Source organism: Streptomyces sp. NPDC093261 (assembly GCF_044753645.1).
GTDB lineage: Bacteria > Actinomycetota > Actinomycetes > Streptomycetales > Streptomycetaceae > Streptomyces.
On the sequence record NZ_JBIVNO010000008.1, the window covers coordinates 255,393 to 275,073 of the forward strand.

17 protein-coding genes and 3 pseudogenes are annotated in these 19,681 nt (G+C 72.2%); 9 read left to right on the forward strand and 11 right to left on the reverse strand.

The features are described from left to right. Window positions 1-167 precede the first annotated feature (167 nt). A pseudogene (locus ACIP94_RS19625) lies at window positions 168-576 on the forward strand (phytanoyl-CoA dioxygenase family protein); the annotation flags it as partial. 7 nt (window positions 577-583) lie between these two features. On the opposite strand, the gene ACIP94_RS19630 reads toward ACIP94_RS19625, so the two are convergent. Both ACIP94_RS19630 and ACIP94_RS19635 read right to left on the reverse strand, forming a co-directional pair. Then, window positions 584-1,471 (reverse strand): alpha/beta fold hydrolase, encoded by an 888-nt coding sequence (locus ACIP94_RS19630; RefSeq protein WP_402426699.1) that lies wholly within the window; start codon window positions 1,469-1,471, stop codon window positions 584-586. Window positions 1,472-1,530: 59 nt separating this feature from the next. Continuing rightward, window positions 1,531-2,061: a flavoprotein gene (locus ACIP94_RS19635; RefSeq protein ID WP_402426702.1), complete on the reverse strand. Its 531-nt coding sequence runs from the start codon at window positions 2,059-2,061 to the stop codon at window positions 1,531-1,533. 102 nt (window positions 2,062-2,163) lie between these two features. Here ACIP94_RS19635 and ACIP94_RS19640 point away from each other — a divergent pair, with 102 nt between their 5' ends. Continuing rightward, complete coding sequence (locus tag ACIP94_RS19640) at window positions 2,164-2,718, forward strand: TetR/AcrR family transcriptional regulator (protein WP_402426704.1); 555 nt, start codon at window positions 2,164-2,166, stop codon at window positions 2,716-2,718. A gap of 170 nt (window positions 2,719-2,888) precedes the next feature. Here ACIP94_RS19640 and ACIP94_RS19645 read toward each other — a convergent pair whose 3' ends face one another. Both ACIP94_RS19645 and ACIP94_RS19650 read right to left on the reverse strand, forming a co-directional pair. Then, a complete protein-coding gene (locus ACIP94_RS19645; RefSeq protein WP_402426884.1) occupies window positions 2,889-3,107 on the reverse strand; it encodes a ferredoxin in 219 nt (72 codons plus the stop codon). Window positions 3,108-3,132: 25 nt separating this feature from the next. Further along, a complete protein-coding gene (locus ACIP94_RS19650) occupies window positions 3,133-4,341 on the reverse strand; it encodes a cytochrome P450 (RefSeq protein WP_402426707.1) in 1,209 nt (402 codons plus the stop codon). Window positions 4,342-4,740: 399 nt separating this feature from the next. Here ACIP94_RS19650 and ACIP94_RS19655 point away from each other — a divergent pair, with 399 nt between their 5' ends. Next, a complete protein-coding gene (locus ACIP94_RS19655) occupies window positions 4,741-5,373 on the forward strand; it encodes a LysE family transporter (protein ID WP_402426710.1) in 633 nt (210 codons plus the stop codon). 162 nt (window positions 5,374-5,535) lie between these two features. Continuing rightward, window positions 5,536-5,982 (forward strand): nitroreductase family deazaflavin-dependent oxidoreductase, encoded by a 447-nt coding sequence (locus ACIP94_RS19660; RefSeq protein WP_402426887.1) that lies wholly within the window; start codon window positions 5,536-5,538, stop codon window positions 5,980-5,982. A 67-nt stretch (window positions 5,983-6,049) separates the two neighbouring features. Here ACIP94_RS19660 and ACIP94_RS19665 read toward each other — a convergent pair whose 3' ends face one another. From ACIP94_RS19665 to ACIP94_RS19675, 3 genes and pseudogenes are all read right to left on the reverse strand, one after another. After that, window positions 6,050-8,383, reverse strand: a complete 2,334-nt coding sequence (locus tag ACIP94_RS19665) for a SpoIIE family protein phosphatase (RefSeq protein ID WP_402426713.1) — start codon at window positions 8,381-8,383, stop codon at window positions 6,050-6,052. Between the two features lie 175 nt (window positions 8,384-8,558). Beyond that, window positions 8,559-8,765, reverse strand: a pseudogene (locus ACIP94_RS19670) (transcriptional regulator); the annotation flags it as partial. A gap of 510 nt (window positions 8,766-9,275) precedes the next feature. Then, window positions 9,276-10,343: a cation diffusion facilitator family transporter gene (locus ACIP94_RS19675; protein WP_402426716.1), complete on the reverse strand. Its 1,068-nt coding sequence runs from the start codon at window positions 10,341-10,343 to the stop codon at window positions 9,276-9,278. Window positions 10,344-10,447: 104 nt separating this feature from the next. Between ACIP94_RS19675 and ACIP94_RS19680 the strand changes: the two genes are divergently transcribed. Together ACIP94_RS19680 and ACIP94_RS19685 are read left to right on the forward strand one after the other, a co-directional pair. Beyond that, window positions 10,448-11,458 carry a glutathione S-transferase family protein gene (locus tag ACIP94_RS19680; RefSeq protein WP_402426719.1) on the forward strand — a complete coding sequence of 337 codons (1,011 nt, stop codon included), beginning with the start codon at window positions 10,448-10,450 and terminating at the stop codon, window positions 11,456-11,458. A gap of 85 nt (window positions 11,459-11,543) precedes the next feature. After that, window positions 11,544-11,852 carry a DUF4235 domain-containing protein gene (locus tag ACIP94_RS19685; RefSeq protein WP_402426722.1) on the forward strand — a complete coding sequence of 103 codons (309 nt, stop codon included), beginning with the start codon at window positions 11,544-11,546 and terminating at the stop codon, window positions 11,850-11,852. A 31-nt stretch (window positions 11,853-11,883) separates the two neighbouring features. On the opposite strand, the gene ACIP94_RS19690 is transcribed toward ACIP94_RS19685, so the two are convergent. Then, window positions 11,884-12,276: a VOC family protein gene (locus ACIP94_RS19690; protein WP_402426725.1), complete on the reverse strand. Its 393-nt coding sequence runs from the start codon at window positions 12,274-12,276 to the stop codon at window positions 11,884-11,886. A gap of 92 nt (window positions 12,277-12,368) precedes the next feature. Between ACIP94_RS19690 and ACIP94_RS19695 the strand changes: the two are divergent. Continuing rightward, window positions 12,369-12,670: pseudogene (locus ACIP94_RS19695) on the forward strand (amidohydrolase family protein); the annotation flags it as partial. A gap of 348 nt (window positions 12,671-13,018) precedes the next feature. On the opposite strand, the gene ACIP94_RS19700 reads toward ACIP94_RS19695, so the two are convergent. Next, window positions 13,019-13,966, reverse strand: coding sequence for a GlxA family transcriptional regulator (locus ACIP94_RS19700; protein ID WP_402426728.1), 948 nt, complete (start codon window positions 13,964-13,966; stop codon window positions 13,019-13,021). A gap of 71 nt (window positions 13,967-14,037) precedes the next feature. Here ACIP94_RS19700 and ACIP94_RS19705 point away from each other — a divergent pair, with 71 nt between their 5' ends. Beyond that, a complete protein-coding gene (locus ACIP94_RS19705) occupies window positions 14,038-14,988 on the forward strand; it encodes an NADP-dependent oxidoreductase (RefSeq protein ID WP_402426731.1) in 951 nt (316 codons plus the stop codon). A 282-nt stretch (window positions 14,989-15,270) separates the two neighbouring features. Here ACIP94_RS19705 and ACIP94_RS19710 read toward each other — a convergent pair whose 3' ends face one another. Continuing rightward, the gene (locus ACIP94_RS19710; protein WP_402426890.1) at window positions 15,271-17,448 is read right to left on the reverse strand and encodes a DUF1996 domain-containing protein; all 2,178 of its coding nucleotides are present in this window, start codon (window positions 17,446-17,448) and stop codon (window positions 15,271-15,273) included. A gap of 285 nt (window positions 17,449-17,733) precedes the next feature. After that, a complete protein-coding gene (locus ACIP94_RS19715) occupies window positions 17,734-18,687 on the reverse strand; it encodes a ribose-phosphate diphosphokinase (RefSeq protein ID WP_402426734.1) in 954 nt (317 codons plus the stop codon). Window positions 18,688-18,992: 305 nt separating this feature from the next. Here ACIP94_RS19715 and ACIP94_RS19720 point away from each other — a divergent pair, with 305 nt between their 5' ends. Then, window positions 18,993-19,673 (forward strand): DUF4230 domain-containing protein, encoded by a 681-nt coding sequence (locus ACIP94_RS19720; protein WP_402426737.1) that lies wholly within the window; start codon window positions 18,993-18,995, stop codon window positions 19,671-19,673. The last annotated feature ends 8 nt before the right edge of the window (window positions 19,674-19,681 follow it).

The following is a 19,681-nucleotide window of genomic DNA, read 5'->3' on the forward strand; positions in this document are numbered from 1 at the left end:
TCTTGTGCGCCCGCAATGCGTTGACAGAAAGTCAGTAAACCGGGAAGCAGCCTTGGAAATAGCGGTCCGTCCGGTTCGCTTCGCACGGAAATTCACCGGCGGTGCCGTGCCGCGCCGAGCGGTAAGCGCCCGGTCGCCTGCCGTAGCGCGGGTGGAAGACCCGGTGGAAGTTCTGCGGCGTCTTCGCGGCGCCGCACGCCGCGGGCCCCGTGCCGGGGCACCTCGAGCCCCCCCGCGCGTCCGCCCCCGACACCGCCGCCGATCCGCTGGATGTTCTACTTCAAGCCACCGGGCGCCCGGGGCCAGGCGCTGCATCAGGACAACCTCTGTCTGCGCGTCGAGCCGGGCACCTGTGTGGCCGCGTGGATCGCCCGCGAGGCGATCGACCCGGAGAACGGCGGTCTGGAAGTGGTCCCGGGCACCCACCGAATGGATCCGTTCTGTCCCCAGAAGGCGGACCGCAAAGCCGTCGTTCGCCGGGGAGTACCCACGCCGCCGCCCGGCCCGGCCCCCGTGCCCGTCCCGATGGGCGATGTGCTGTTCTTCACCGGCAGACTGGTGCACGGCTCGGGGCCGGTGGCTCTCAGGAGGTGAAGGCGAGGATCTCCTCGGCGACGGCCCTGGGGTTCTCCAGCAGCATGGCGTGCGTGGCGTCGACATGGGCGACCGTCACGTTCGGCCGCTCCTCGGCGAGCGCGGCGAGGTCCCGGGCGAGCCCCTTGGCGTAGGCGGCCATCATGTGGTCGAACCAGTCCAGGCCGGGAGCGGAGGGCACCTGCCGCCGGGCGCGGCCGAGGAGCAGCGGCGCGGTCATCCTGCGGAAGAGGGCGAAGAGGTCGAGCGAGTCGATGACCGCGCACATCTGAAGCGCCTCCTTCCGCCCGGGACGCAGCTCCAGGATCCCGTCCTCCCGCTCCCGCACCGAGCGCAGCACACCGGCCTCGAGCAGCTCATAGGGGATGCCCAGCTGTTCGGAGATCGCGCGCTCCTCGGCGAGCAGACCCCTGAGCCCCTCCGGGGGCAGCTCCCTTCCCTGGCCGACGGCGCTCAACTCCCTGAACTGGGCGAGGCGTTGCGCGACGCGGTCAGGCTCGAGACCCACATACTGGTCCGGGCGCCCCCAGCCGAATCCGTCGAGGTTCACCGCGCCGGGGGTGACGTCCGGGTGCTCCAGCGCGTACCGCACGGCGAGCATGCCGCCGAGGGAGTGCCCCACCGGAAGAGCGTCGGGGATCCCGTGGGCCGCCAGGACCTCCTCGATGTCCTTGAGCACCTCGGACAGGTGCCACGGGCCGGAGGGCGAGTGGCCGTGGCCGCGCAGATCCACGGCCACCACCCGGTGATACGGCACCAGCAGAGGTGCGACGGCGGCCCAGTCGGCGAGGGTGCGCCCGGCACCGTGCAGGAGCAGCAGGGGTGGTCCTTCGCCTGCGTGGTCGTGCACGGCCGGCCCGATGCGGTCTCCGATCATGAATCGACAGCGGTCTCCGGTCATGAATCGACAGTAGAGCGCCGGGGCGGCCTGTGCCGTCAGGGCGGTGGGAGCAGGTCCAGGGCCCGTTCCCACCGGAACTGGAGACGCCCGCCGTTCTCGTCCGTCTCTCCGGCGTACGGGTCCCCGAACCGGACCCCCATGCCGCCCAGCCGTTCGAGGCTGGCGCGGTAGGCGGGATGGGCGGCCAGCGCCTCGCTCACACAGGGCAGGACGGCGATCGGCACGCCGAGTCCGTACGCCTCGCACAGGGCGCCCAGCGCGAGGGTGTCCGATATGCCGGCGGCCCACTTGTTGACGGTGTTGAAGGTCGCCGGGGCCACGACGACGGCGTCCGGGTCCGGAAACGGCCGCGGGTCGCCCGGGGCGCGCCAGGCGGACCGGATCGGGCGGCCCGTCCGCGCCTCGACGTCGGCGGTGTCGAAGAAGCGGAGGGCTAGCGGGGTGGCGATGACGCCCACCTCCCAGCCGGCCTCCTGGGCGGCCGCGATCAGCTTGCCGACGTCCTGGGCGATGCCCGCGGCGCAGACGACGACGTACAGGAAGGGCTTCGGGGCGTCCTGGTTCACGCCTGCACTCTAGGTCCACCCGGCACGGCGGGGCCGGTCGCGGCGCTGCTACCGTAGAGAACGATGGTTCTCTCGGTCGGGGCCCTCAGGAGGAGTTCGTACATGGACAGCGAAGTCGCCCGCGACCGGGCGCTGGACGCGGCGGAGAGGCTGTTCTACGGCCGTGGCATACAAAGCGTCGGGATGGACGACATCCGCGGCACCTCAGGTGTGTCGCTCAAACGGCTGTACCAGCTCTTCCCCGCCAAGGAGGAGCTGGTCGAGGCCTATCTGGAGCGGCGTGATGTGCGCTGGCGGCAGCGGCTGGCTGAGCATGTCGACCGGCGCACGGACCCCGTGGAGCGCGTCCTGGCCGTCTTCGCGTGGCTGCGGGAGTGGTTCGCCGAGCCCGGGTTCCGCGGGTGTGCCTGGATCAACTCGTACGGCGAACTGGGCGCCACGTCGCCCCGGGTGCTGGCCCTGGTCCGCGCCCACAAGCAGGCGTTCAAGGCGTATCTGGCCGGTCTGGTCTCCGACGCCGGGCTGCCCGCTCCCCTCGCCGGGCAGCTGTTCCTGCTGGCCGAGGGCGCCATGGTGACCGCAGGCATGGAAGGCTCCACGGAGCCCGCCGACCAGGCGGGCCGCGCCGCAGAGCTGCTGGTGGCGGCCTACCGGTAACGCGGCCGGCGAGCCGGGTGCCACCGCGGATCCGATGGCGGACCGGCGCCACGGCGCGGGTACGGCCTGTGTGGGCCGACAGCGGCCGTCGAGGACGACTCCGGGGGCCTGGTCCGGGGCTCCGGATGCCTGGCTCCGGGGAGGTGTCCTCGACGGGGGCCGGCGCGGGATCACCCCGCCCTGGAGGCCTCGACTCCCTTCTCGCTGATGGTGATGGCGCTCACCGGACAGGCGCGCGCCGCCTCCCGTACCAGCGGGTCGCCCCCGCCGTCCTCCTTGCCGGGCAAAACCTCGCTGTAGCCGTCGTCGTCCTGGGTGAAGACGCCCGGAGCGGTCAGGGCGCACTGTCCCGCGCCGATGCAGACGTCCCTGTCGATGGAGATGGTGATGTCATCGCTCATGGCCGACAGCCTCTTACCAGGTCACGGGGAGTTCCAGCATCCCCTGGATCGTGTCGCCCGGTTTGAACGGGATCTCCTCGGGCGGAGCGGCGAGCCGCAGCCCGGGGAGCCGCTCGAACAGGGTGCTCAGGGCGAGTTCCAGCTCGGCCCGCGCCAGGTTCTGGCCGAGGCACTGGTGGATACCGAAGCCGAAGGCGACATGGTGACGGGCGGGGCGGTGCCAGTCCAGCAGGTCCGGCTCGGGGAAGGCGGCGGTGTCCCGGTTGATGACGGACGTGGAGAACAGCACGCCCTCGTCGGCACGGATGACGCTCCCGGCGACCTCGATGTCCTCGGTGGCCACCCGCACCAGCCCGTCGGCGATGGACAGGAAGCGCAGCAGTTCCTCGACCGCGGCGGACATGAGGCCCGGGTCGGCGCGCAGCTCGGCGAGTTGCTCGGGGTGCCGGAGCAGGGTGAACGTGCCGAGGGAGATCATGTTCGCGGTCGTCTCGTGTCCGGCGACGAGCAGCAGCGTGGCCAGGGAGACCAGCTCGGCCCGGTCCAGGGTTCCCTCGCGCAGCTGCTCCTGGATCAGCTCGTCGAGCAGCCCGTCCCCCGGCCGCTCGCACTTGGCGTCGATCAGCTCCCCGAGGTAGGCGTCCATGCGGTCGCGGGCGTCCTGGGTGTCGGCCGGGGTGGGGCCGCGCAGCAGCCTGCGGGACTGCTCCTCGAAGAACTCGTGGTCGGCGTACGGGACGCCGAGCAGCGCACAGATCACCATCGACGGCAGGGGCAGCGCGAAGGCGCTCACCAGCTCGGCCGGCGGGCCGGCGACCTCCAGGGCGTCCAGCAGCCGGTCGACGGTCTCCTGGATGCGCGGGCGCATGGCGGTGACCCTCTTGAGGGTGAAGCTCGGGACCAGCATCCGGCGCTGGGTGCGGTGCTGGGGGTCGTCCACACCGAGCAGGGTCAGCCTGCGGTTGCGGGCGGCGGCGAAACGCGCGTTGGTCGCCGGGAAGGCGTCCCGGTTCCGGTCGGAGGACAGGCGGGGGTCCGCGAGAAGTTCCCGGGCCGTGGAGTGGCCGGTGACCACCCAGACGTCGCGTCCGTCGTAGAGCGTGACGCGGCTCAGCGGCCGCTCGCCGCGCAGGGAGTCGTAGGCGGCGGGCGGGTGGTAGGGGCAGGTGCGGTCCTGGGGGAAGGCGACGGATTCTGACTGGGTCACAGCGGATTTCGTCATGTACGACCTCGCAATGTATGACCTCGCAGGCGAAGATTCGCTCGTGCCGATCATCATCAATTAGATGCCCGAGGCATCTACAGGGCCACCCGAAGTTCGGCCAGATCCGCCGGATGCCGTATGTGGCCGAACCCTGCCGTCGGGCCGGCGGTCGAGGGCGGCCGATTCGTCCGGCCGAGGACTGCCGGCAGGACGCCTGTGCCGCCGCACCCGACGGGAGCGCGCGTCAGGCGCCCCCGCACCGACCATCGTAATTCGCTTGCCCGCGCATCCGCCGCTCCTGAAGGATCGGCGCATGCTCGCCGTCGACACCATGCTGCCGCCGCCCTCCGCCACCGCACGTTCGGGCCGGGGCCGACAGCGGACAGGCCGTCCACGGAGGCCCTCGCCGCCCCGGCCGTGACCGCCGCGCTGGTGGCCGGACTGGTCGCGGGGTACGGCATCGCCGTACCCGTCGGAGCGGTCTCGGTCTATCTCCTCTCCCTCACCGCCCGTACGTCCCTGCGCACCGGTGCGTGCGCCGCCCTCGGCGTCGCCACCGCCGACGGGATCTACGCCCTGGCGGCGACCGTCGGCGGCACCGCCCTCGCCGCCGCCCTCCAGCCGGTCCTCGTCCCCCTGCGCCGGCTGTCCGCGCTGGTGCTGGCCGCCCTCGCCGTGCGCGGCGCCGTCGGCGCGCTGCGTCAGTACCGCTCCGACGCACGGGCCACCCCGGCCCGCGCGGCACCGTCGGGCCCCGGGCGGGCGTATCTGGGACTGCTCGGCGTCACCCTGCTGAACCCGACCACGGTGATCTACTTCGCCGCGCTGGTGCTCGGCGGCCGCGCCGCGGACCCGGTGCGGCCGCTGGAGCAGGGGCTCTTCGTCCTCGCGGCGTTCGCCGCGTCCGCGAGCTGGCAGCTGGTGCTGGCCGGGGGCGGTGCGCTGCTCGGCCGGGCGCTGGCCGGGCGACGCGGGCGCCTGGTGACGGCGTTCGTCTCCAGCGCCGTGATGGCGACACTGGCGGTGCGGGTGCTCACGGCTCCCGCGTGAGCCGGGGGCGTCGTCATCCTGCCTCCGCGCCGGGAGCGTGGTGAGGATGAAACCGGGCGTGGCTGGTGTTCAATCATGAGCGCGCGCTCGCGCGGCAGGGCCGTGTGGCCGCGGCGCGACAGGGGGAGACAGGAGTCGTACGCGACGATGGGACGGATGCACATGCCTCTTGAGGGCGAGTACGAACCCAGCCCTACGCAGTGGGTGCGCGACCAGGTGGAACTGTACGAGAGTTCCGGCGGCACCGAGGGAACGACGCTCCAGGACACGGGGATGCCGGTGGTCATCCTCACGACCCTGGGCGCCAGGAGCGGCAAGATCCGCAAGACCCCGCTGATGCGCGTCGAACACGACGGCCGGTACGCCGTCGTGGCCTCGTTGGGCGGCGCGCCCCGGCACCCGGTCTGGTACCACAACGTGACGCAGCATCCCACCGTGGAACTCCAGGACGGGCCGGTGCGCAGGGAGATGACAGCCCGTCAGGTCACGGGCGAGGAGAAGGCGCGGTGGTGGGAGCGGGCCGTGGCCGCGTACCCGCCGTACGCCGACTACCAGAAGAAGACGGACCGGGAGATCCCCGTCTTCGTGCTGGAGCCCACCGGGAAGTGAGAGCGCCGCGTCGACGGGCCGCACGGCAACCGCGCCGTGCGGCGCGTCCGTGTGCCGGGGCGACGGGTCAGTCGGGAAGCGGCTGTTCGGCCCAGATCGTCTTGCCCTCGTCGGTCTGCCGGCTGCCCCAGCGCTCGGTGAGCTGGGCGACCAGCAGCAGACCTCGCCCGCCCTCGTCGAAGGCGTGCGCCCGGCGCAGATGCGGCGAGGTGGAACTGCCGTCGGAGACCTCGCAGATCAGCGAGCGGTCGCGGATCAGCCGTAGCTGGATGGGCGGTCCGCCGTACCGGATCGCGTTGGTCACCAGCTCGCTGACCACCAGCTCAGTGACGAACGCGGTCTCCTCCAGGCCCCATTCGGCCAGTCGGTCGACGGCGTGCTGCCGTGCGGTGGCCACATACGCCGGGTCCATGGGGACGTCCCAGGTGGCCACCCGGTCGGCGCCCAGGGCCCGGGTGCGGGCCAGCAGCAGGGCCACGTCGTCGCCGGGCTCCTCGGGGAGCACCGCCTTCAGCACCGCGTCACACAGGGCGTCGAGGGAGTCCTTCGGCGCCTGAAGCGCACGGCACAGTGCGGCGGCGCCGCAGTCCACATCGCGCCCGCGGCTCCTGATCAGCCCGTTGGTGTACAGGGCGATCAGCGCGCCCTCCGGCAGCTCCAGCGCCGTGGCCTCGAAGGGCAGGCCACCGACGCCCAGGGGCGGGCCGGCCGACATCGGGACGAGCCGGGCGCTGCCGTCGGGCCACAGCACGGCCGGGGCGGGGTGTCCCGCGGCGGCCAGGTCCAGGCGGCGCGAGAGGGGATCGTAGACGGCGTACAGGCAGGTGGCGCCGAGTTCGGCGACCTCGTCACCGGCCCCCTCGGACGCCAGGTGGGAGACCAGGTCGTCGAGATGGGTGAGGAGTTCGTCGGGCGCCAGGTCGACATCGGCGAGGGTGCGGACGGCCGTGCGCAGCCGGCCCATGGTCGCCGTGGAGCGGATGCCGTGGCCGACCACGTCACCGACGACCAGGGCGACCCGGCTGCCGGACAGCTGGATCACATCGAACCAGTCCCCGCCGAAACCGGCCGTCGAGCCGGACGGGACATAGCGGTGGGCCACCTCGAGAGCGACCGGCCCGGGCAGGCCGCGCGGCAGCAGGCTGTGCTGGAGGGCCAGCGCGGTCGACCGTTCGCGGGCGAAGCGGCGGGCGTTGTCGATACAGACGGCCGCCCGGCTGACCAGTTCCTCGGCGAAGACGGTGTCGTCGGCGGCGTACGAGTCCGGGTTGCCGATACGTACGAACACCGCGACGCCCAGGATCGTGTCCCGGGCCATGAGGGGCACCGCCAGCAGCGAGTGCGCCCCCTCCCGGGCGGCGGGATCGCCGACGCCCCGGGCGTTGCGCTCCTGAAGCCAGCGGTCGAAGTCGGCTTCGCCCGCCCTGCGGAGCACGGCCCGGCACTCCCGCAGCGCCCGTGCGGGAGGTGAGTACGCCAGGTAGGTGTCGTCCTCGCCGAGCCTGACCGCAGCCTCGGGTGTCCCCTCGGTGACGGACCGGTGGGCGACCCTGCGCATGACCGGGACATCACGGTGTGCGGGCGGTTCGTCCTGGCCGAGGACCCAGCCCAGCAGATCCACGCTGGCGAAGTCGGCGAACCGGGGGACGACCACTTCCAGCAGCTCCTCGGCGGTGCGCGGCACATCCAGCGTGGTGCCGATGACTGCCGCCGCCTCGTTCAGCAGCATCAGGCGTCGACGGGCCCAGTACTGCTCGCTCTCGTCGACCGCCGCGATGGCGACCGCGGTCATCTCGCCGCAGGCGTTGTGCACCGGCCACATGTCGATGGTCCAGGCATGCTCCCGGTGCTCCGACGAGGTGCGGGTGTGGTTCTCGTAGTGCACCGGGCAGCCGGTCTCGGCGACCCGGCGCAGAAGGCGGTAGAAGCGCCGGCCGGACTCGTCGTCCTCGGACAGGGTGTCGGCGAAGTACCGCCCCACCAGTGCCTCCCCCTCGACCTTCAGGGCCTCGGCGGCCCTGTCGTTGGCGCGCAGATAACGCAGCTGTGTGTCGTACACGGACATGGCGACCGGTGCCTGCTGAAACGCCTGCGCCACCACCAGCGACTCCGCCGCCTCGGGCATGGTGGTCACCACGAACGCATGCGGCTCGCCGTCCGCGCCCAGCACGGGGCACGCGCTGACGCGCAGGCAGACGGAGCGACCGTTCCGGTGCCGCAGGACGACGGTGCCGGTCAGCGCGGTCAGCGCGGGAGGGGACACGTCCTCGGCGAGCAGCTCCTGCGCCGCGCGTCCCACGACCTCCCCGGCCGCGTATCCCGTCAGCCTCCGGGCACCCTCACTCCATCCCGTCACCGTGCCCCGGGCATCGACGGTCGCCGCAGCGGCGACTTCCTCCATATGGTCCAGAATGATCCCTCCGGGACATTGCCTCAACCCGGCCCGGCGGCGGGGGCGGGGGTCGTACGGTCCCGGGTCCTCGCCCTCGCGGTCCGGGTCCCCGGTGCTTCGGCGGATGCCGGGGGCCGCGCCCCCGGCGGCGGGCAGGGGTGGGTGGCGGGGGCCGGGTGCCCGGTCAGGCGCCGGCGGGCCGGCGGGCCGACTCGCTCTCCTGGGCCAGGCGCCGCAGCGCGAGCAGCGCGCGCTCCAGGAGGACGGTCAGCGGCAGCGCCCGTTCCACGAACTCCAACGAGTCGTCGATGCCCTCGAGTCGGTCCAAGTCGAGCACCGCCGTCCGCTCCGCCAGATGCGCGTACGGCAGCGGGGCACGCCAGTCGAGCGGGACGGACGCCGAGGGTGCGCAGGGAGGCAGGGTCGCGCGCCGTGCCCACACTTCCCTGGTCCACCGTCAACTCTCCCCCGCCGAACGCCGAGGCCGTCGTGGTGGCGTCCCGGCCGGAAGTCCGTTCCCTCGCCGACGTACCCCGGTTCTTCCTGAAATCGCTCGCCGCGTGGAAGCAGGCTCGGAGCGCGCCGGGCGCGTACGGCGTCGCCCTGTTCGCGCAGCCGTCCAGGCGCACGTTCCGGACCCTGTCGGCCTGGGAGGACCAGCAGGCCGTGTACGCGTACGCCAAGGCGGAGCCGCACCGGTCGGTCGTGATCGGTCTGCGCTCCACGATGAGCCGCTCCGTCTTCACGTTCTCGAAGGTCCCGGCCGCGGAGCTGCCCCTCAGACTGGCCGGACGCCCGGCGCCGGCCTGCCGGGCAGGACCACCGGGACGCACGGACCGCCGACGGGCCCGCGACCGCCGTGTGACCCGGCGCCACCGCCCACCGGCCGGCCACGCGACCGTCAGGTCCCGTCGTACTCCCGGGCAGCGGCGGGGTCAGCCGCGTCGCGCCGCTCCGCCGCACGGGTCGGGCCGTCCGTGATGTCGAGGAAGATCTGATCGGCGTCCGGGACGGTATGCGTGACCGAGCGTTTGATGCGTACCGCGGCCTCCTCGATCTCCTCGCTGTCCAGGCCCGGGGCCAGATCGACGCGCGCGGCCACCAGGAGGGACCCGAGGCCGAGCTGCATGGTCAGCAGCGCCTCCACGCTGTCGATCTCGGGCTGCGCCTTCAGCAGCGCCCGGATCCGGTCGCTGAGCTCCGGATCGGCGGCCTGCCCGATCAACTGATCCCGCGCGTCCCGGCCGAGCCGGTAGGCGACATACACGAGCAGGGCGCCGATGGCGAGCGAGGCGGACGCCTCCCACACGACGTTCCCGGTGACCAGGTGCAGCGCCATGCCGGCGATCGCGAGCAGCACGCCGAGCACCGCCGTGCTGTCCTCGGCGAGCACCGTGCGCAACGCGGGATCCCGCAGTCGCTGCGCCGTCGTGCCGCGCTGCCGGTGCACCTGGTGCAGGGCCCGCACCAGGGAGGCGCCCTCCGACAGCAGCGCGACCCCGAGCACGGCGAGCCCCGCCACATAGCCGCTGTGCGACTCCTTCGCCCCGCCCTTGAGGGCCTCGAGCCCCTGGAAGAAGGAGAAACAGCCGCCCATCACGAAGATGCCGACGGCCGCGAGCAGGGACCAGAAGAACCGCTCCTTGCCATAACCGAAGGGATGGCGCCGGTCGGCGGGGCGACGGCTGCGGCGCAGCGCGGCCAGCAGGAAGATCTCGTTCAGGCTGTCGGCGACGGAGTGCGCGGCCTCCGACAGCAGCGCGGGCGAGGCCGCGAGGAGTCCGCCGACCGACTTGGCCACGGCGATCAGCAGGTTCGCGCCGAGCGCCACGAGCACCGTCACGCGGGTCCTGCCGTCCGGGTCCCCGCCGTGCCGTGCGGGCCCGCGGTCCGGTGCGCCGCCTTCCGGAGGCTCCGCCGCCGGCCGTCGCCGTGCCCGCCTGTCCACGTTGGAAGATGTCCCGCTCACGTCGCCCGACTGCCCCCATCCGCAGATCTCATACGGTGCCAGGGCGGAAAACGGGGAACCCAACCACCGTGCGGGTGAACGCCCGCGTCAGGAGGCGCGGCACCATGACCGACGACAACAGCGCATACGGAACGAGGAAGTTCCAGCGCTCCAGGAGCCACTTCGCCGACCGCATCACGGCGGACGGACGGGACGGCTGGCCGGTGGCGGAGGGCCGCTATCGGCTGGTGATCAGCCGGGCCTGCCCCTGGGCGAGCCGTGCCGTGATCTCGCGGCGGCTGCTCGGCCTGGAGGACGCGCTGTCGATGGGCATCGCAGACCCGATCCAGGACGACCGGAGCTGGCGGTTCACCCTCGATCCCGACGGCCGCGACCCCGTCCTCGGCATCCGCTTTCTCAACGAGGCCTACGACGCCCGGGAGAGCGGCTATCCGGGCGGCGTCAGCGTGCCCGCGATCGTGGACGTGCCGAGCGGACGGCTGGTCACCAACGACTTCCAGCAGATCACCCTCGATCTGGCCACCGAGTGGACGGCGCTGCACCGCGAGGGGGCGCCGGACATCTACCCGGAACGGCTGCGCGACGAGATCGACGACGTGATGCGGGGCGTGTACGAGGACCTCAACAACGGGGTCTACCGAGCCGGATTCGCCACCGGCCAGAAGGAGTACGAGGAGGCGTGCACGGATGTGTTCCGCCGGCTGGAGTGGCTGTCGGAACGTCTGGCCGGGCGACGGTACCTGGTCGGCGACACGATCACCGAGGCCGACATCCGGCTGTTCACCACACTCGTACGTTTCGACCCCGTCTATCACGGCCACTTCAAGTGCAACCGGTGGAAGCTGGCTGAGGATCCGGTGCTGTGGGCGTACGCCCGTGACCTGTACCAGACGCCCGGGTTCGGGGACACCGTCGACTTCGACCACATCAAGCGGCACTACTACCAGGTCCACACGGGCATCAACCCGACCGGCATCGTGCCGCTCGGACCGGACCTGGCCGGCTGGCTCTCGCCCCACGGACGGGAGCACCTGGGCGGGTACCCGTTCGGTGACGGGACGCCCCCCGGACCGGTGCGGGCGGGCGAGGAGGTCCCCGTCTCCGGGCGGCCCTGAGAACGCTTCGGGGCACCGGTGGACGAGCACACCGACGGCTCACCGGTGACGAAGGCAGCGAACGCGACGAAGGAGAGGAACGAACGTGGCGAAGAGCAAGAAGGGGAAGGCCGGTCTTCCGCTGGTCTACAAGCCGGTGGGGTTCGCCCTCGGCTGGGCGAGCGGCGCCCTGGCGGGGATCGCCTTCCGCAAGGCATGGAAGGCGATCCGCCACGAGGACGACGCGCCCGACGCTCTGGACCAGGACCGCGGCTGGGGCGAGATACTGCTCGCGGCGGCCGTCCAGGGCGCCCTGTTCGCCGTGGCCCGCAGCGCGGCGGACCGCGCGGGGGCGAAGGCGATCGAGCGGTCGACGGGCACATGGCCGGTCACGTCGAAGGGCGGCCGGGACTGAGTCCCGCGCCGCCCCGCGGCCACGCCCAGCCTCACCCCCGCTTCGGTGCCGTGGCCCTCGTCAGGCGGAGGGTGAAGGAGTGACCGGCGGGATCGGCGTAGCCGCGTTCCTCGAACGGCCCCGCCGCGTCCTTGGCCTCCAGCGGACGGCCGCCCAGGCCGACCACCCTGCGCTCGGCCTCGTCGAGGTCGTCCACCAGGAAGTCCAGATGGACCTGGAGGGAGTTCTCGGGGCGGGGCCAGCTCGGCGGGGTGGCGTTCGTGTCGCGGCGGAACGCCAGCCGCATCCCGTCAGGGCTGCGTATCTCCACCCGGTTCGCGGTGGCGTCGGTCTCCTCGGCGCCGAGCAGTTCCCTGTAGAACACGGCGAGCTTCTCGGGCTCGGCGCAGTCCAGGACCACGACGCCCGCCACTACCAGTCCCATGTTTCCTCCGTACGCGTCCGGGGCGGGCGGCCCCCCGCCCGCGTCCCTCTCCGGATATCCCCCTCCCCCGCTTTCAGTCGGCCCGCGCCCGGGCGGGGCCGCGCCCGCTGCAGGGCATCCACGTAGCCGTCAACCGGGCCTCCCGGACGACTGCGGACCTGTCTTCCTGCCCGCGGAACGCATCGGCCTCACGGCGGCGTTGACGGCGTACACGGCGGGGTCCGCGTATGTGAACCACCTCGACGAGGCCGGCACCGTACGCCCCGGAGCACTGGCGGATCTGGTGATGCTGGACCGCGATCCGTACGCCGGTCCGCCCGAGGCGATCGGCGAGACGGGCGTGGCGCTCAGGTATGTCGGGGGCGAGCGCGTGTTCGCGGCGCCGGACGCCTGACGGCGGGCGCGGACCCGGGTGCGCACGCGACCCGCGCCATCCGGCTCACCGCATCTCGGGACGACCGACCGGGATTTCCCGGACACTTGTCCAGGTGCGCCGGACCCTGGGGGGCGGCGGCCCCGCTCGGCCGCGTCCTGCACCCGGAGCGCACGCCCGCGGCCGTGCCGAGCGCGACCTCGGGGCGCCTCGGACGCGCCCCTGGTGGCATCCGCCGTGGCCGCCTCCTTCGCCGGCGTGCCGGCGGACCGGCTGTACGGGGCAATCGAGGCGCCACCACGTCAGATGGCCGACCGATCCTGGCAGTTGCCGGTCGCTCTGCACCGCGGCCGGTGAACGGCACGCCCGTCAGCGGGCCGCCTTGAAGGTGCGCCGGTACGCCTGCGGGGACACCCCGATCGCCGCGTGCAGGTGCTGGCGCAGCGAGGCCCCCGTGGCGAAGCCGACCTCGCCGGCGATCTGGTCCACCGGCAGATCGGTGGACTCCAGCAGATGACGGGCGCGCGCGACCCGCTGTTGGATGAGCCAGCGTCCGGGGCTCATGCCCACCTCCTCCTGGAAACGGCGGGCGAAGGTGCGCAGGCTCATCCCGGCGTGCCGGGCGAGCTCGGCCAGCGTGAGGGAGTCGTCGAGGTGTTCGAGGGCCCAGGCGCGGGCCGCGGCCGTGCTCGCCGCCCCCTGCTGGGGGACGGGCTGCTCGATGTACTGCGCCTGGCCGCCGTCCCGGAACGGCGGCACCACGCACCGCCGGGCCACCGCGTTGGCCAGTTCACTGCCGTGGTCCGTGCGCACGATGTGCAGACAGACATCGATCCCGGAGGCGGCTCCGGCGGAGGTGAGGACCCGCCCGTCGTCGACGAAGAGCACCTCCGGGTCGAGGTCGACCTGCGGGAACCTCCGGCGGAACTGGTCGACGACCTGCCAGTGGGTGGTCGCCTTCCGGCCGTCCAGCAAGCCGGCCGCCGCCAGCACGAAGGCCGCCGTGCAGATCGAGACGATACGGGCGTCCGGACGGATCCGCGCGAGAGCGGCGGCGACCTCCTCCGGAAGCTCCGCGGCGACGTAGGAGGGCGCGACGGACGCGACCACCACGGTGTCGGCCGTGTCCAGGACCTCCGGCCCATGCTCCACGACAATCGAGAAGTCCGCGTTGCTGCGCACCGGATGCCCGTCGACCGAGCAGGTCAGCACCTCGTACCGCCCGTCGGCCGCGCCGAAGATCCGGCTGGGGATGCCCAGCTCGAAGGGGTAGACGCCGTCGAGCGCCAGGACCACGATCCGTTCGATACGCCGCATGGCAGGATCCTATCGAAGGTTGGCAATCATGCCATTTTCCCGGCCGGCGCCCCCCGGCACGCTGGGACACCATGAACACTGTGAACACCATGCGCGCCATCGGTCAGGACATCCTCGGCGGCCCCGAGGTCCTCAAGGAAGTCCGGCTGGAGCGCCCCTCCCCGCGTCCGAACGAGGTGCTGGTCCGGGTGCGCGCGGCCGGGGTCAACCCGACCGACTGGAAGCACCGCGCCACCGGCGGATTCCTCGGCAGGCCGCCGTTCGTCCTCGGCTGGGACGTCTCCGGAGTGATCGAGGAGACCGGACTCGGTGTCGCCCTCTTCCAGCCCGGGGACGAGGTCTTCGGGATGCTGCCCTATCCCTTCGGTCACGGCTCCCACGCCGAGTACGTCACCGTCCCGGCCCGCGCCCTCACCCACAAGCCGGCGGTGATCGACCACACGCAGGCCGGCGCGCTTCCGCTGGTCTCGCTGACCGCCTGGCAGGCCCTGGTCGAGACGGCGGACGTGCAGCCGGGCCAGCGGGTGCTGATCCACGCGGCCGCCGGCGGTGTCGGGCATGTGGCCGTGCAGATCGCCAAGGCGCGCGGCGCGTACGTCATCGGCACGGCCAGCGCGGGCAAGCACGACTTCCTGCGCGGACTGGGCGCGGACGAGCTGATCGACTACCGGGAGACCGACTTCGCCCAGGCGGTGCGGGACGTCGACGTGGTCCTGGACACGATCGGTGGTGACTATGTCCAGCGCTCGCTGCGCACCCTGCGCCTGGGCGGAATCCTGATCACGATGCTGCCGACGGGATCGAAGGAACTGCCACTGGAGGCCGAAAAGCTGGGGGTGCGCGCGACCGAGATGCTCGTCGACGCGGACCAGCACGGTATGCGGGCCATCGCCGGGCTCGTCGAGGAGGGCAGCCTGCGGGCGACGATCGCCGGGACGTTCCCGCTGGGCGAGGCCGCCAAGGCGCATGAGATCGGCGACAGCGGCCGGACCACGGGCAAGCTGGTCCTGCTGGTGGACTGATGAACTCGCGGCCGCACGCGCCACGTTGAAGGCATAGCGCAGGGCGGCACCCTGCACCTGGTCTGCACCCGTCCGCTGACGCGTGCGCATCCTCCCCACCCGGCTCGCCAAGGCACCGCCGCCGACGGCGTCGCCGGACGGTGCTGGGCCGGGCAGAGGCTCTCGGCCCGTTGGAGAGCGACTGATCCGGTGGGCGCGCGGGGCGCGCCGGGCCGGGACGCGTGAAGGCGGCGGGACCCGTCGGCAGGTCCCGCCGCCTTCATGTGCCGTCCGCGAGCAGGGTCAGTAGGACCTGCGTCCGATGCGGCGCAGCAGCACCAGACCCGCGATCACGAGCACCGCTCCGGCCGCGGCCGGCCACAGATGGGCACCGGTCTCGGCCAGTCCGCCGGTGACCGCCTGGGGCTGGGTCTGCGGCGGGGTGGACGGGGCGACCCCGCCTGCGGCGGAGGGCTGCGCGGTCGCCGAGGGCTGCCCGGCCGAGGAACCGCTGTGGCCGTCGTCCGAGCCGTTCTGCGGCGCCGTGGACGCGTCGCCACGGGTCGGCGAGACCGACGCGAAGACCCGGGGATGGGCCCCGCCGCGATCGTCGCCCGAGCCCGCCCCGGTCGCCGAGGTGCCCGGCGCACCAGCCGTCGGCCGCGCCGTCTGCTCGCCGCCGGAGCCGGAGCCGGAGTGGCCACCGGACGAGGAAGCCGAACCCGAGGAAGCCGAACCCGAGGAAGCCGAACCCGAGTTGCCGCCCGACGAAGAACCGGCGCCCGCGCCGGAGGTGCCGGCGGAGGAGGAACCCGAACCCGAGTTGCCGCCGCCGGACGAGGAGCCCTGACCGGCCCCCGAGTTGCCACCGGACGAGGAGCCCTGACCGGCCCCCGAGTTGCCACCGGACGAGGAGCCCTGACCGGCCCCCGAGTTGCCACCGGACGAGGAGCCGGAGGACGGGGGCGTGGTCTGCGACGAGTCGCCGGACCCGCCCCCGCACTGACGGCCGTTGTTGATGCAGTCGACGACCTGGCCCATCAGCTCGTCGGTCATGACGTTGATGAAGTCGTCGTGGTCGGTGATCGGCTTGTGCAACTGCTCGGGGAAGCCGTCCACCGCGTAGGGGTTCTTCACCTGGCCGTTCTCGATGACCGGCGGCGGCACGTCGTACACCAGGCGCATCGTGAGCTGTGGGATCGCCTTGAAGCCGTTCTGGCAGTTGCCGTCGGCGGCGGCGAAGGCCACGTGGGTGCGGTGGTTGGCGCTGTCGATGTTCTGGCCGTCCCAGCAGCTCTGGAAGGCGAACGAGCGCACCACACTGCTTCCGGAGGGGCAGATCGGGTACTTGTCGGTGAGCTGGCGGTCCTCGAAGCCGGTGCAGCTCCAGTGGGCGTTGGCGTTCGCCGGGCCGTTGGTGAACGCCTTGGCGTCACCGGTGATGATGCGCAGGAACCTGGGCATCGCGACGACCTTGCTCGTCGGGCTGCCGACGAACGTGATCTGGGCCTGCCTGGCCACCAGGATCTTGCCGACGTTGCCTTCCTTGCCGCCGCCGTCGTTGTTCTGGTCGAAGTCCTGCGTGCCGTCCTGCACCCGCAGCACCGGCCAGTAGTACGACGACTTGTCCTGCTGGTTCTCACAGCTCGTCTGGGCCGCAGCGAACGTGTCGTTGGTGGCGAAGGCGTCGTTCGACTGGTTGCCGACGTAGTCGTGCAGATGGTGCGCGCCGTTCTTGACGCCCGGCGCCACGATCACGTTGTCGGTGTTGTGGTTGCCGCCTGCGTTGACACCGCACTTCGTGACGAACGCGCCGGTCGAGGCGCCGTCCTGCCCAGCGGGCTTTTGCACGTTCGGCTGCACGCTCCGGATGTCCACGAAGTCCGAGGCGACGGGGCCGCCGGCGGCCTGTCCGCCGTTGCCCTGCTGCTGGCCGTTCTGGCCGCTCCCGCTCTGACCGGTGCCGTTCTGGCCGCTCCCGCTCTGGCCACTGCCGCTCTGACCCGCGCCGTTCTCGCCGTTGCCGTTCTGCCCGGTGCCGTTCTGCCCCTCCGCGGGAGGCTGCCCCTGGTCGGCGGGGACCCCGGTGCACGGCGCCATGCCGTCGATCGCGCCGGGAGCGGTGGCGCCCGCCCGCTGGTAGTCGGTCTTGATCCGGTCGATCACCTCGGTGCGCTTGTCCTTCAGCGGGCCGAGGATCGCGTTCTGGACGTAGCTCCCGTCGTTCGCCTGTGCCTCGCGCGTCGAGGCCAGCCGGTCATACGCCTCGGTGATCTGCTTGTCGAGGGCGGCCAGCTCGGTGTCGACCTGCCGCTTCGCCCCGTCCGGCGTCCGGGTCAGCTGCTGGCCGACGTCCGGACAGTCCAGGGTGACCGTGCGCGACGCCAGGGTCTGGTCGCCGCCGTTCTGGCCGGCGCCGCCCCAGCCGCCTTCGCTCGCGGAGGCGTAGACATTCGCTGCTACCAGCCCCCCTCCACCCATGATCAGCGCGACTGCTGCGAAGGTCGCGCGCCGTGCGCCGGTCGGGCGTCTGCGCGAGTTGCGTCTCAAGGGAGTACTCCTACACGTCGTGGGGGCCTGGCACGAAAATCCCCCTCCCTGTACGCAGCCGGGCCCGGGCGTGTTCAAACGCATCACGAATTCACAGGTGTCTCATAGGCGTTCGGGATGTCACCGCTGCTCACAGGGGTGGCGCCGCGTGAGGAATCCCGAGCACCCGACCGGCGCCCGCCCTCCGCCCGCCCTCCTGCGCGGTGCGCCTCCTGCCTATTCGTCCCGGGGCGCGTCGAACAGGGCGCTGACCGACTCGCCGTTGTGAATGCGGCGTACGGCCTCGGCCAGGGCGGGGGCGATGGACAGGACGCGCAGTTTCCCGGTGCGTTCCTCGACCGGGACGGGCACCGTGTTCGTGCACACGATCTCCAGGACGTCGCTCTGCTCGCTCAGCCGTTTGAGGGCACCGGCCGCGAACAGGCCGTGTGTGCAGGCGATCCGGATCGACCGCGGGCCCGACTCACGCAGCCGCTCCAGGAGTTCCAGGACGGTGCTTCCCTTGGCGATCTCGTCGTCCAGCACGATCACATCCCGTCCGGCGACCTCGCCGATGACGGAGTTGATACTGACGCGGTCGTCCGGGAACCGCTGCTTCGCGCCCGCCGCCACCTGCGCCCCGATCATCCGTGCGAAGGCCGCCGCCTCCTTGGCGTTGCCGAGGTCGGGCGAGACGACGGTGGCGTGCGAGAGGTCGTACTGGCGGAAGTGCGCGGCCAGCTCCCGGCGGGCGTGCAGGTGGTCGACCGGCACCGAGAAGAAGCCGTGCACCTGGGGCGAGTGCAGCGTCATGGCCAGGACACGCCCGGCCCCGGCCGCGATCAGCAGGTCGGCCACCAGCCGCCCGCCGATGGAGATCCGCGGCGCGTCCTTCTTGTCCGAGCGGGCGTACGAGTAGTGCGGCATGACCACCGTGATGCGCCCCGCGGAGGCTCCGCGTGCCGCGTCGCACATCAGCAGCAACTCGACCAGGTGCTCCTGCACGGGAGTGACCAGCGGCTGGACGAGGAAGACGTCCCGCTCGCGGCAGTTGGCCTGGAGCTGCACCTCCAGGCAGTCGTTGGCGAACCTGCTGACCCGCACCGGGCTGAGCGGCACCCCGAGGTGCGCGCACACCTCCGCGGCCAGCTCGGGATGGGCACTGCCGCTGAAGACGGCGATGTCACGCACGATCCGCTCCTCGCATGATCGAAAACGGGCTGCGGCACATGCTACTGACCGCCCCTCGCACCGCCCGGGGATGCGGGCCGGCGTCCGGCGGATGTCCCCCCGCGGTGGGAGAGGGCACCCGTCGGACGCGGTATCCGAAGTGGACGCGGTGCGCTGCCGGCGTACGGCGGATCGCGGTGGTGGCGGGAAGCCGTCCGTACGGCTCGGACGCCGGTGCGCGGTCTTCGGTGGCGGCAATCGGCCAACTCCGCGTTCTGCGGGGGCGTGCGGCGGGCAACCGGCGAGAAGAAGGGAGGACTGTCGACATGACGACGTCCACGAAGCAGAGGTCCGAGCCGGCGTCCGTGCAGCGGCGGACGCCCGGCTGGGTCAAGGCGGTCATCGCCCTGGTCGCGGTGCTCGCGGTGCTGTTCGCCGGGCTGCGGCTGAGTGTGCTGCCGGGACTGCGAGACCTGTTCGGCATGGACACCCACGACCGGTCGGGGCCCGCGCTTCTCGCGTCCATCCAGGACATGAGCCGTTACGAGGCCGCTTCCGGCAACTTCCAGGTGGTCGTGGACCTGGAGAAGGACTCCAGGTTCCTGCCGTCCGCGATCCGCGGCACCCGCACGCTGTACGTGGGTGCGGGCACCGTGGACGCGTACGTCGACCTCGGGAAGGTCGGCACACACGACGTGACGGTCAACGGCGACCGGACGTCCGCGACTCTCCGGCTGCCGCACGCGGCGCTGGGCAAGCCCACACTCGACCCCGACCGCTCCTACGCCGTCTCCAAGCAGCGGGGCCTGCTGGACCGGATCGGCGACCTCTTCTCGGACAACCCCAACAGCGAACGCGCCGTGCAGAAGCTGGCGGTGCAGCACATCGGCGAGGCGGCGAAGGAGAGCGAACTGACCACGCGCGCCGAGGCGAACACCACCACCATGCTGGACGGACTGCTCAAGTCCCTCGGCTTCAAGGAGGTGAAGGTGTCCTACGGCGCCTGAGCAGCCGC